The organism is Bacteroidota bacterium, assembly GCA_030017895.1.
Classification (GTDB): Bacteria; Bacteroidota; Ignavibacteria; order UBA10030; family BY39; genus JASEGV01.
In genome coordinates this window covers 1-13,167 of record JASEGV010000032.1, presented here as the reverse complement: position 1 = coordinate 13,167, position 13,167 = coordinate 1, and the positions used below count along the sequence as shown (strand labels likewise).

10 protein-coding genes are annotated in these 13,167 nt (G+C 38.8%); 6 read left to right on the top strand and 4 right to left on the bottom strand.

The genetic code is table 11. The features are described 5' to 3' along the window. Window positions 1-16 precede the first annotated feature (16 nt). From QME58_07710 to secA, 4 genes are read right to left on the bottom strand one after another with little or no spacing between them, the layout of a single operon-like run. Window positions 17-2,044: a M1 family aminopeptidase gene (locus QME58_07710; GenBank protein ID MDI6803717.1), complete on the bottom strand. Its 2,028-nt coding sequence runs from the start codon at window positions 2,042-2,044 to the stop codon at window positions 17-19. A gap of 2 nt (window positions 2,045-2,046) precedes the next feature. Continuing rightward, entirely contained in the window at window positions 2,047-2,952 is a 906-nt protein-coding gene (locus QME58_07705; GenBank protein MDI6803716.1) for a DMT family transporter, read from the bottom strand. Further along, entirely contained in the window at window positions 2,953-3,873 is a 921-nt protein-coding gene (era, locus tag QME58_07700) for a GTPase Era (GenBank protein MDI6803715.1), read from the bottom strand. Then, window positions 3,866-6,937: a preprotein translocase subunit SecA gene (gene secA, locus QME58_07695; protein MDI6803714.1), complete on the bottom strand. Its 3,072-nt coding sequence runs from the start codon at window positions 6,935-6,937 to the stop codon at window positions 3,866-3,868. The genes era and secA overlap by 8 nt, the downstream gene beginning before the upstream one ends. Before the next feature lie 376 nt (window positions 6,938-7,313). Between secA and QME58_07690 the strand changes: the two genes are divergently transcribed. From QME58_07690 to QME58_07665, 6 genes are all read left to right on the top strand, one after another. After that, the gene (locus tag QME58_07690; GenBank protein ID MDI6803713.1) at window positions 7,314-7,658 is read left to right on the top strand and encodes a thioredoxin; all 345 of its coding nucleotides are present in this window, start codon (window positions 7,314-7,316) and stop codon (window positions 7,656-7,658) included. Next, window positions 7,655-8,599 carry a thioredoxin-disulfide reductase gene (trxB, locus tag QME58_07685; protein MDI6803712.1) on the top strand — a complete coding sequence of 315 codons (945 nt, stop codon included), beginning with the start codon at window positions 7,655-7,657 and terminating at the stop codon, window positions 8,597-8,599. Before QME58_07690 ends, trxB begins: the two co-directional genes overlap by 4 nt. Before the next feature lie 145 nt (window positions 8,600-8,744). Beyond that, window positions 8,745-10,226, top strand: coding sequence for a D-alanyl-D-alanine carboxypeptidase/D-alanyl-D-alanine-endopeptidase (gene dacB, locus QME58_07680; GenBank protein MDI6803711.1), 1,482 nt, complete (start codon window positions 8,745-8,747; stop codon window positions 10,224-10,226). 52 nt (window positions 10,227-10,278) lie between these two features. Then, window positions 10,279-11,223, top strand: coding sequence for a M28 family peptidase (locus QME58_07675; GenBank protein ID MDI6803710.1), 945 nt, complete (start codon window positions 10,279-10,281; stop codon window positions 11,221-11,223). Window positions 11,224-11,244: 21 nt separating this feature from the next. Further along, entirely contained in the window at window positions 11,245-12,096 is an 852-nt protein-coding gene (gene prmA, locus QME58_07670) for a 50S ribosomal protein L11 methyltransferase (GenBank protein ID MDI6803709.1), read from the top strand. A 23-nt stretch (window positions 12,097-12,119) separates the two neighbouring features. Beyond that, window positions 12,120-13,034 carry a Ppx/GppA phosphatase family protein gene (locus QME58_07665; GenBank protein MDI6803708.1) on the top strand — a complete coding sequence of 305 codons (915 nt, stop codon included), beginning with the start codon at window positions 12,120-12,122 and terminating at the stop codon, window positions 13,032-13,034. Window positions 13,035-13,167: the final 133 nt, after the last annotated feature.

Genomic DNA, 13,167 nt, shown 5'->3' with positions numbered 1-13,167 from the left:
TTTGAATATTTATAGATTATTTTATTAATACTAATTTCTTTGTTTGCGTATAATTTGTTTTATTTCCATCAGTTACAGTCATACGGTAAAAATATATGCCGCTTGGTAATCCGCCAGTGACGGACTCTGCATTCCAGTCAATCAAGTAACTACCCGCCTCTTTCGATCCGTCAATCAACGTTTCGACTTCTCTGCCTAACAAATCATAAACCTTCAAAGTAATGTAGCTACTTTTCGTAATATGATATGCGATTGTTGTAGCAGGGTTAAACGGATTTGGATAATTTTGAAATAGTTGAAAACCATAAATATCTTCTTCATTCACTGAAACAGGCGTAGTACTTATCTGCCTCAAAATTTTATTGTTCGGATCAATCTTCAAACTATCCGGTCGGAACTCAAAAGCGAACTGAAAACTTTGGACTCGCAAGCTATCCCAAACTGTTACTAACGTATCTGTGTCCCGAATGTAAAATTTAATTTCAACCGGCATCTTGTAAGTGGGCCAAGTTAATTCCTGTTGCTGATGCAAAATAAGTGTGAGTAGTTTGTTATCATTATCCCAAGCAGTTTCATAACCCAATTTCAGCCAACCTTTTCCGTAAATCCACTGATTGAAAAACCAATCGTAATTGATGCCTGTTGTTGTGTTCACTGCATCAATAAAATCTTGAGTGGTTGCAGTTCCATAATAATGTGCATCGCGATAGTTGTGGAGTATTTTGAAAAAAACAGAGTCGCCAACTACATTTCTAAACATGTGTAAAACCCAGCCTGCTTTTTGGTATACATTACCGGTAAATAATTTTATTCCCTGTCCTACGGGATCATATATCGCATATTTCCAGGAACCATCTGTAAAACGTGTGTAGCGGTTCAACAACTCATCACGACTTTGAATTCCGTAAGCAAACTCGCGCCACAACATTTCTGAGTAAGTAGCAAAACCCTCGTTGAGCCAGATATCTTTCCAAGTTTCGCACGTAACTAAATTCCCCCACCATTGATGCACAAGTTCGTGAGCTATCCAATCTTCGTAAAACGGATAAGCCCCAACACTCAACCAACCACGATGGATTGTGGAAAGTGTTTGATGTTCCATCCCTCCGTAATAAAACGGATAAGCAACTGCGTGACCATACTTTGCAAACGGATATTCACCAAAAATTGTTGAATAAACTTCCATCATTTGCGGAACATTCTCAAACGCTTTAACAGCATTCCAGGTTGTCCCCGCTGAATCCATTTGCCACATATAATTTACTATCTCAATACTATCACTTGGGTTTGTAACCCGACGATAATATTGCGAATACTTCGAATACTTCGACGCAGTAATTACCATTAAGTAAGTTGTAATCGGTGAATCTTCTCGCCACTTGTACGTGATTGTATTATCGCCATTTTGCGAAACTCCGATAAGTAAACCGTTCGATCCGGCTTGGTAACCTTGCGGAACAGTAGCGTTTATTTCACACTTTACTTTGTCGGATGGGTCGTCGTAGCAAGGCATCCACAAGCGGGCATCGGAGGGTTCCGACATTGTGTAACCGATGTTTTCTTCAATATGATTTGGTGCACCGGGGCTTTTCCGAAACCAATAATACCCCAACCGCATCGGATGACGGGAGAACGCAAGATCGCGGTAATAATTAATATCTACTTCAACTGTTTCCGGAGCAACGAACGTGCGCCCCAGATGAATAGTAAAAGTTTCTGCCGTTGGATAGAATTGATACGCCGCTTGATTGCTATTTACTTTCAATGATAAGAAAACTAATCCAACCGAATGCATAGTAAGTGAATCGGTGGGTTTAGTAATTAAAATTTTCATTTTCATAGTCCCCGAAAAACTGCTATCCTCCATTGCAAGATTTGCATCTAATTTATAATGAAGAACATCGAAGGGCTTACTTGAATTTATTGAAACTGTTTTATTAAAAACCGATTGCGCTTCAAATTTTCCAACCCGAAAAAAATCCTGAGATTGGGCAAAAAGTACTACCCACAATATTAATAATATATTTATATATGATTTTTTCATAATTATTTTTTTTTATTTAAAATGCTAATAAATTGTTTACCGTTTGAAATTAAAATACCAGCCAATACCAAGGCGGCGCCCTGAAAAATATGAAAATCGAGTCTCTCGTTCAATACTACTCCTCCTAAAATAACAGCCAATATCGGTGTAACAAATGCGAGAAGCGAAAGATAGACAGCTTCGACACGCTTGAGCATCCAGAAATAAATTGAAAATGCTACCACCGAACCAAATATTCCCAAATAAAGAATCGATCCGATTCCTATAAAATCGAATTTGTTTTTAGATACATCTTCAAAAGCAATCGCAAAGAAAAAAAGCACAACAACACCTATAACCATTCCACCAATATTCAAATGAAACGGATTTACATCCTTTCCATATTTTTTTATTAACACCAGTGATAGAGCTTGTAAAAATGAACTTCCAATTATGGCAATCATACCGGCATTTGTTAATTCGCTCGCCCAACTGATATCATCAGCAAAAATCATTAGTATGCCCGAAAACCCTAAAACTACGCCGATTATTTTGAAAATATTCAGCGGTTCGTTTGGTAAGGTGAAATGTGACAACACTCCAACAAAAAAAGGGTATAAAGCAAACAAGATAGAAGACAGTCCCGATGGAATATATTGCTGCCCCCAATAGACCATAGCAAACGGGACACTGAACGAAAGCAATCCGGCAATTAAATAAACGTTTATTGAATCCTTATCAAGGGGTAAAGGTATTTTTTTAATTTTGATAATCAACCATAAAATAATTACTGCAATAATAAACCTAAATGTTGCACCATAAAATGGTGTAATACTCTCAAACCCGGCTTTAATAACAAGCCACGTAGAGCCCCAGATAAGTGAAGCAAAAATAAAACCTAAACTAATTCTTAATCTATCGCTTGTCATTTAATTTTTATATCCTAAGCGTTTCAGCCATGCTTCGCTATCTCTCCATTTTTCACGTACTTTTACGTGAAGTTCGAGAAACACACTTCTGCCTAAAAACTTTTCGAGGTCTGCGCGGGCTGATTCGCCTATTGCTTTCAACGCATCGCCTTTCTTTCCTATCAGTATCCCTTTTTGAGATTGCCTTTCAACATAAATCTCGGCAGATATGAAATCTTTTTTCACTATACGTTCTTTAAATTCTATTATTTCGACTGTTGTAGAGTAAGGAATTTCTTGTTTATATTTTTCGAAAATCTTTTCCCTGATAATTTCGCTTACGAAAAATCTTTCCGATGCGTTGCTTACAGAATCTGTAGGATAATAGGGTGGATGAAGGGGTAAGCTATCTACTAAACTCTTCAGTAAATCGTCCGTTCCGATTCCGTTCAATGCAGATATTGGAAAGATTTCTACAAAAGGAAATTTGTTAGAGTAAAAATCGATGATGGGTAAAAGCGAGAACTTCTTTACTAAATCTACTTTATTGATGACTAAGAAAGTTGGTTTGTTAATTTTTTTTATTATGTCGAATGTTATATCGTTATCATTTTTTTTATCAACCTTATCTTCCGCATCAACCATCATAAAAACTAAATCAGCATCATTTATGGCGGAATATGCCGCATCCATCATAAAACTCTGAAGTTTGTATTTGGGTTTCAACAAACCGGGAGTATCAAGGAAAATAATTTGATAACTCTCGGATGAGAGAATTCCTAAAAGTTTGTGTCGCGTTGTTTGAGGCTTGTTAGTTACGATGGAAATTTTCTGTCCGAGGAGCGTGTTCATCAAGGTTGATTTTCCAACATTGGGCTCGCCGACGATTACAACATAACCGCATTTGAAGATTGGGTTTATTTGTGATTGGTCATTATCCATGGCAATGCTTAAATTTCTTACCGCTTCCGCACGGGCAGGGGTCGTTACGTCCGGCTTTTTCACCGACACGAATTGGCTGAATATTTTTACCGGACGCTTGAGGTTGACCTCGCTGTTGTTGTTCAGAACTTGCCGGCGGACGGTTAGCCGCAAGCCCCATTCCGAGAGATTCCTGATGCGATAAAGTCATCTCATCCTGTCTCGGTTGTCGAACACGACGCATAGGAACAGCTTCAGTCGGTGTTGGGAATAATTTAAATACTAACGAAATTGTATCGTTCATCAGCAATCCTAACAACTCCCGAAACATCTTGAATGATTCACCTTTATACTCAATTAACGGGTCTTTCTGTCCGTACGCACGCATGTGAATTCCTTCTTTCAAGTCGTCCATCTCACGCAAATGGTCGCGCCACTTCTCATCAATCACCTGCAGCGTTACCATTTTCTCTAACATCGCCATATTCTCGGCGCCGATGCGTTCTTCTTTACGTTTATAAAATTCGATTGCCGCTTTGTAAACTTCATCCGCCACACCATCTTTACCGAGCGATTGCCAACGGTCGGGTTGTATTTTGAATTCGACTAATAAATTAGTCCGTAATGTTTCTTTAAGTTCTTCAATTTCTCCTTCATCATAATGTTTTTCAATCAGATCATCTATAAAATCTTTTAGCATCAAGTGAATATCATCGCGAAGATGTTCACCTAAAAGAGCATGACGGCGGCGCGTATAAATTACCTCTCGCTGTTGATTCATCACGTTGTCGTATTCAAGGAGACGTTTACGAATTGAGAAGTTGTTTTCTTCAACTTTTTTCTGTGCACGTTCGACCGAACGGGTAATCATCGGATGTTGGATTACTTCGCCTTCTTTCAAACCAAGTCGCTGCATAATTCTGGAAATTCTATCGCTGCCAAACAACCGCATCAAGTCATCTTCGAGCGAAAGATAAAACCGCGATGAACCCGAATCGCCTTGACGACCCGAACGACCTCGCAACTGCCTATCGATTCGGCGGGCTTCGTGACGTTCAGTTCCGATTATATGCAAGCCGCCTGCTTCACGCACACCCGAGCCCAATTTAATATCCGTTCCACGACCAGCCATATTTGTTGCTATGGTTACATTTCCGGGCAGACCGGCATTCGTAACAATTTCAGCTTCCCGCTGATGATGTTTCGCATTCAAAACGTTGTGAGGCAATCCTTTCCGCTTCAACATACGACTCAAAGTTTCTGAAACATCAACGCTTGTAGTTCCTACTAAAACAGGTCTGCCATCTTTGCGGCATTGTTCAATTTCTTCAATTACGGCATTATATTTTTCACGGATAGTCCGATACAGCACATCATCGTCATCTTTTCGAACCATCGGTTTGTTAGTTGGAATAACTATTACATCAAGTTTATAAATATCAAAAAATTCTGATGCTTCAGTTTCGGCGGTACCGGTCATACCTGCTAATTTTCTGTATAAGCGGAAATAATTTTGAAGCGTGATAGTTGCAAGCGTTTGCATATCGCGCTCTACTTTTACTCCTTCCTTCGCTTCTATCGCTTGATGAAGTCCGTCGGAATACCTGCGTCCCGCAAGCAAACGGCCCGTAAACTCATCGACGATAGCAACTTTTCCGTCCTCGGTAACTACATACTCTTCGTCTTTTTCGTAGAGTGAATATGCCTTTATCAATTGATTGACGATGTGTATTCGTTCGCTTCGTTCGGCATAATTCTGGTTTATTTCATCACGTTTTTTAATTTTCTCATCTTCAGAAAGAGTTGTATCGTTCTCCAACAAACTTACTTCAGTCCCAACATCGGGTAAAATAAAAAAGTCCTTCTCTTTATTAGATGATGCTAAAAGTTCACGCCCTTTCTCGGATAGATTGATGGAATGGTTTTTTTCATCAATCGAATAATAAAGCTCGTCGGTAATTTCGTGCATACGGCGTGATTGGTCGCGCATATATTCCATCTCAGTTGAATACATTAGACGCTTGTTTGTCGGTTCGGAAAGAAGTTTCATTAATTTTTTTTGTTTCGGTAGTCCCCGGTACGCACGCAGCAGAAGCACACCGGCATCTTCAGTTTTTCCTTCCTCTAAAAATTTTTCAGCTTCGGTAGCAATCTTAGTTACAAAATTTCTCTGAGCATTTATCAGCTTTTCAATGCGAGGTTTCATTTCCTGAAATTTATTATCCTCACCGCGCACCGGTCCGCTGATGATTAAGGGCGTTCGGGCTTCGTCAACTAATACCGAGTCAACCTCGTCCACTATTGCATAGTTATGTTTTCGCTGAACCAAATCTTCGGGTGTAACAACCATATTGTCGCGCAAATAATCGAAGCCGAATTCGTTGTTAGTTCCGTAAGTTATGTCGCAAGCGTATTGTTTGCGGCGCTGCTGTGAATCCATCTGCGATTGGATACAACCGACAGTTATTCCGTGGAACTCGAAAATTTTTCCCATCCATTCACTATCGCGTTTTGCGAGGTAGTCGTTCACTGTTACAAGATGCACCCCACGACCGGGAAGCGCATTGAGATACATCGGGAGTGTTGCAACCAAAGTTTTACCTTCACCCGTTGCCATTTCGGCAATTTTTCCTTCGTGTAAAACGACGCCACCGATTAATTGTACATCGAATGGCACCATATCCCATAAGATTTTATGTCCGGTAATTTCCCACGACTGACTGACTAAGCGGCGGCACGTATCTTTTACTACTGCAAAAGCTTCGGGTAGTAATTCATTCAATACTTCAGCGATTGTATCGTCCAGATTTTTTTGAAGAACTTCGAGTTCATCCCAGAGCGGTTCGCTTTCTTCGAGGGGTAATTCGCCTTTTAGTTTTTCTTTTATCTCTGCGATTTCAGTTTCTAATTCCGACGTAGCTTCTTTGATGCGGTTACGAAATTCAACGGTTTTGCCTTTTAACTCATCGTCTGTAAGATTTTTATACTCTTCAAAATGTTTGTTAATCTCTTCAACGATTGGCTGGATACGTTTAACATCCTTAGCGTGCTTATCGCCGAATATTTTTTTGATTATGTTTAGCATTTTTCTATTTATTCTATGTATTTTTGATGATTTCGTTTAAAATATAGAGAATAAATGGGATTTAAACAAGGAAACTAAACAAAAAAAACGCCCGCCAGTCGGACGGGCAAGCAATATGGCGTTATTACAGAAGTGGGGCGGACTTCAGCCTGTAAATAAAAAGTTATGATTACTATTGGGTTGCAGATGAATTTGGAAATGATACTATCATTGATGGAAAAAATGTTTCTCCAAAAGTTTTTGCAAATAAAATCGAAGAACTGTTTGTTGTCTGATCTAGTTTCGGGGTAATTGTTTGGTTTTGAATCCTTCCTTAATCCATTGCATCTCATACATTAGAAAATCTTTTATATCAAAATTTTACGAAAGGAATAAAATGCTTCAAACAAATCTTACTCATATTACATCTGAAGATGAGTTTAAAAATATATTAACTGAAAACGAAAACATAATGATTTGCTGCGGTCGAATGGGACCGATGTGTATTCCCGTTTACGAGGCGATGGAAGAGCTTGAGCCAAATTATACTCACGTAAAATTTTCGGATATGCCATTCGATCACCCCGTCTCAAAAGTTATACGTACGCTCCCTGAAACGAAAAACTTCAACGGCTTACCTTTCACGGTTTATTTCAAAGAAGGTAAAGTTGCCAAAGCGACAAGCAGCATCCAAACAATAGATCAGATAAGTACAATCCTCGAACAACACTTTACCAAATGAACAGAGAACACTACGACGTAATTGTTATCGGAGCCGGACCAGCCGGATTAACTGCAGGAATATATTTATCACGCGGAAAAGTAAAAACATTAATCATAAACGAAGGTGCGGTTGGCGGGCAAACCGTTCTTACGCACGAAGTTGCAAATTATCCGGGCATTGATACAATCAGCGGATATCAGCTCGCACGGCAAATGAAAAGTCAGGCACTAAAATACGGTGCAACAATCAAATCGAATGTGCGAATAACAAATCTTTCACTGAGTGAAGATGTAAAATCGGTTGAAGTAAGCGGAAAAGATTTATACACATCCGATGCAATCATTCTTGCAACCGGCGGGAAGTCGCGCACATTAAACGTTCCCGGTGAAGAAGAATTTAAAGGGCGTGGAATTTCGTACTGCGCCACGTGCGACGGCGATTTTTTCCAAGACAAAGAAATCATAGTCGTCGGAGGCGGCAACTCGGCTCTCGAAGAAGCTGTATCGCTGACGAAATATGCTAAACACGTTACAGTTGTACATCAGTTCGATCATTTCCAGGCATCTCCTCACGCAGTTGAAGAAGCCCGTAACAACGACAAAATCAGTTTCATTATGGAATCGAAAATCAATGAGTTCATCGGTACTGAAAAACTGGAAAAAATAAAAATTGAACATCAGGTAACCGGTGAAATTATCGAAATGCACGTCGATGGTGTGTTCATACTAATCGGATACGAACCAAATACAAAAAGTATTAAAGGTTTGATTGAATTGAACGAACGGAATGAAATCGTAACAAATGAGTTTATGGAGACGAACATACCTGGTGTGTTCGCCGCCGGCGATTCACGCGCCAAACGTTATCGTCAAATAACTACCGCCGTGTCAGACGGAACTATTGCAGCACTCCGCGCAATTGAGTATGTTCACGAACTCCACACGCAAGTCCCCGCATAACGAACGAACTATAAACCAAGGATAAACAAGCAATATTTATCCGTGTTCCTTTATAACGCTCACTCCCCTTCCCAAAAAATCCAAACAACAGCTGATTTCCGTTTCACGAATATTTTGATTAAAATTAAATAAAACTGTTGAAAATATGAGAATACATCAAATTTTTATTACTTCAGTTTTGTTATTCACTTCTCTTTTGGGTTGTTCGATTTCAAAACCTGTTACCGAACAACTGACCGGAGAATCAATATCTATAGTTTCAAATGAAACCAGGACATCGATAATTGATTCACTTCTGAATAACAAACTTTTAGATGCTGCTTTTGTTGGAATCAAAGTAGTTAATCTCACAAAAAATGAAACGATCTACGAAAAGAATCCGAACAAGCTTTTCCGTCCTGCATCGAATATGAAATTAATCACAACAGGTGCGGCAATTGAATTGATGTCGGCAGATTTTTATTTCAAAACCGAACTGATTACCGACGGCGAAATTGTTGATTCAATTCTAAATGGCAATTTATACCTAAAGGGCTATGGCGACCCACTGCTTCAAACCGGAGATTTGGATTCTCTATTAAATTATTTATTCACCAAAAAAATTAAAAGAATTAAAGGCAATTTGATTGGAGATGTTTCTTTTTTCGACGATAATTATTGGGGGAAGGGTTGGATGTGGGACGACGAGCCGGAACCATTCGCAGCTTTCATAACTCCACTAACTATTAATGGAAATTCAGTAAAAATATTCGTTACACCGGGGGCGAAGATTGGAGAAACAGTAAAGGTAACAATCGAACCAGAAACCGAGTATGTTCATATCATCAACTCCGCAATTACATCCGCGATAAATGATACCGCAATTGAAAAATTATCGGTTATTCGTAACCGGAAAGAACGCAATAATATAATCACTGTTTCGGGATACATTCCACTCGACAGCAAAGGAAAAGAATTTGCCGTGAGTGTTTGGAAGCCGGAACTTTTTACGCTTCAACTTTTGAGAAAAAAACTTGAACAATCAAATATCAAAATTGAAGGAACGGTTTTGATTGATACAATCAGCAGAGGTAAACCTGTTGCAGCTATTGACCGTCCAATCGACTCAGTTTTGTCTGAGATTAATAAGAACAGTAACAATATGGCTTCCGAGAACTTATTAAAAACTTTGTCGGCTGAAATTTTAAAAACCCGTGGCAACTCTGAAGCAAGTATTTCTTTGGTTAATAAATTTCTATCTTCAATCGAAATTGATACAAACAAAATCGTTATTGCCGACGGTTCCGGTGTTTCGCGTTACAATCTGTTGTCGTCAAATGCGGTTGTAAAACTTCTTTCCTACTATCATCGAAACCAAAAATATAATCGGTTTTATTCCACTTTATCTATTGCGGGTGTTGATGGAACCTTGAAAAACAGGTTTCAAACCGGAAATGTCAAAAATAATTTTCGAGGTAAAACCGGAACACATTCCGATGCACTGTCGCTCTCCGGTTATTTACGTAATTCAAATAATGACACGTTAGCATTTTCAATCTTCTTTAACAATGTATTACCGGATTTTTATACCAAGCTAAAAGATTACAGGGATATTCAGGATGCCATAGTGGAAGTATTAGCAAAATAAAGTAAGTTTTTCTTGCACCTTTAACTTTATTTTTGTAAGTTACAGACAAATTATGAGGTTATGGCTTTTCATATTAATTGCACTTTTGATTGGATGTACTGAAAATAAACCGGAAAAACCTGAACAGGTTGCAGAAAAACAGAATATTTCAGTCCCATCATTCGATGCTGATAATGCGTTTCGTTATTTAGAAGCACAGGTGAGTTTTGGGCCTCGTGTTCCAAATACGAATGCACATAAGCAATGTCTCGACTACTTGAATATCGAGTTGCAAAAGTACGCTGACGAAGTGAAGCTCCAAAACTTTAACGACGTCGCTTATGGGAAAAATCTATCGTTGACTAATGTTATTGCTTCCTTCAATAAAACTTCTGAAAAAAGAATTCTACTCGCGGCACATTGGGATACACATCCGTGGGCTGACCAAGACCTCGACCCGAAGAATCACGACAAACCAATAGATGGTGCCAACGACGGGGCGAGCGGTGTAGCCGTTTTAATTGAAGTTGCAAGAATTTTAAAAAATAATCCACCTCCGATTGGTGTTGATATAATTTTATTCGACGGCGAAGATTATGCAAAACCTACCGATGTTCCCGCATATTTGAGAGGATCAAAATATTTTGCAAAGAATAAACCTGCAAATTACAATCCGATGTTCGGAATTTTGTTGGATATGATTGGAGATGCACAACTCGAAATCCCAAAGGAAGGCTACTCGCTCCGTTACGCACCCGATATAATAAAACTTGTTTGGTCAATCGCTAAAGATTTGAACTTGCCTGAATTCGTTGATGAACCCGGTCTCGAAATAATTGACGACCACCTGCCGCTAAATGAAGTCGGTATTAAAACAATTAACTTAATTGACTTCAACTACCCGGACGATTCCAACCGGTACTGGCACACGATGGAAGACACCCCCGACAAATGCTCGCCTCAAAGTCTTGAGGTTGTTGGCAAAGTTCTGTTGAATGTAATTTACCGGAATTATTAAACTAACAAAACACATCGGGGAATGAAAACTTATCTTGAAATATCAATAAGTGCGAGCAAACCACAACAAGAATTACTGCTGCCAACAATGGTCGAACTTGGCTGCCACGGCTTCGGAGAAACTGATACAGAACTTCTCTGCTACATAGATAAATCACTATGGAGTGAAGAGAAGTTTGAGTTACTCAAAACCGAAATCAAAAATTTAATTCGCACGCTGTCGTCTAATTCGGATATAAAAATAAAAGAAATTCAAGAAGAGAATTGGAACGATGTTTGGGAAAAATCTATACAGCCGATTGAGGTTGGAAATAAAATAACCATCAAACCCTCGTGGGCAAATTATGAAAATACTTCGGGAAGAATTGTTATTCAAATTGATCCGAAAATGTCGTTCGGGACTGGCTACCACGAGACTACGCGATTGACTCTTCGACTTCTTGAAAAATATATTAAAAAAAACGATGTAGTATTAGATGTTGGAACAGGAACCGGAATTTTAGCGATTGCCGCTATCAAATTAGGAGGCAGCCGTGCCCTTGGTATTGACAACGACGAGTGGTCGATTGATAACGCAAAAGAAAATGTAGCAGCTAACAATTTAGCGGACAAAATCGAGATATCAGATTCAGCTTTAGCTTCCCTACCTGAAACTAAATACGATCTGATAACTGCAAATATAATGTTTAATACGATTTTAGAAATGCTTCCCGACATTGTTAAACGTATTAAATCCGAGCGTGTGATTTTGTTCTCAGGTTTATTACTTATAGATGACAAACCTTTTTTATCGGGGATTGAAAAATTTAATCTAAAAATTATAGAAAAATTAACCGAAGGCGAATGGTTGGCTTTCGCCCTACAAAAATCATAATACAAATCCATAAAGGATAAGATATGAGAATCGCAACTATCGATATCGGAACAAATACTGTATTGCTTTTAATAGCAGAAATTGATGACGGTCAAATTCAAACGCTTGCATACGAACAGCGAACTCCGCGAATCGGCAAGAACATTGATGCCGATGGATTTATTGGAAAACCTGCCTTCGGTCGTGTAATTGATGTTTTCCGTGAATATCAAAAGATAATTGAAATTCATAAACCCGAAAAAATTATAGCCTTCGGAACAAGCGTGCTTCGTGAAGCGGCAAACAAGGATGAGTTTGTAATAACGCTAAAAGCTGAAACCGGTATAGAAGTAGAAATTTTAGAAGGAAAAGAAGAAGCTTATTGGAGTTATCGTGGAGCCGTCAGCGGAATTAGCGATGAAGGAAAAATTGTTGTATTAGATATTGGTGGCGGCAGCACCGAAATTTCGGAAGGAACATTGAAAGAAGTTACCTGCGCTAACTCGATTACTGTTGGAGCTGTTAGAGTATCGGAACGTTTTTTTAGAAACAACCCCCCCATTCAAGCTGAAATTCAATTAGCAACCGAATTTGTGAATAACGCACTCACTAAATTAGGTAAGTTCGATTTTACTAATGCAAGATTGATTGGAGTTGCTGGCACCCCGACAACTTTGGCTTCTATCGATCAGGACTTAAAAGATTTTAATGTTAATAAAATTAGCGGATACAAACTTTCGTTTGAAACTATTAACAACATTTTTAAGCGATTATGCTCGATGCGGACAGAAGAAATCCGTGAATTATCCAATGCAACTGAAGGACGGGCTGATATCATAACAGCCGGCACTTTGATACTATTAGAGTTTATGAAATTCGGAAAGTTCAACGAATTGATTGTAAGCGAACGGGGTGTTCGATACGGAATTGCTTTAAGAGAATGGGAAAAGGGGAAGTAGGATTTATGATTTGAGGTTTTGGATTTGTTTAGAATAATGTCAACTTGACGATAACCAGCTTCTTTCACAGAAATTAATATAAGGGCATCTCTAAAATCTTAGTTTGGCAATAAAAATCAACGTGATTGTAAAC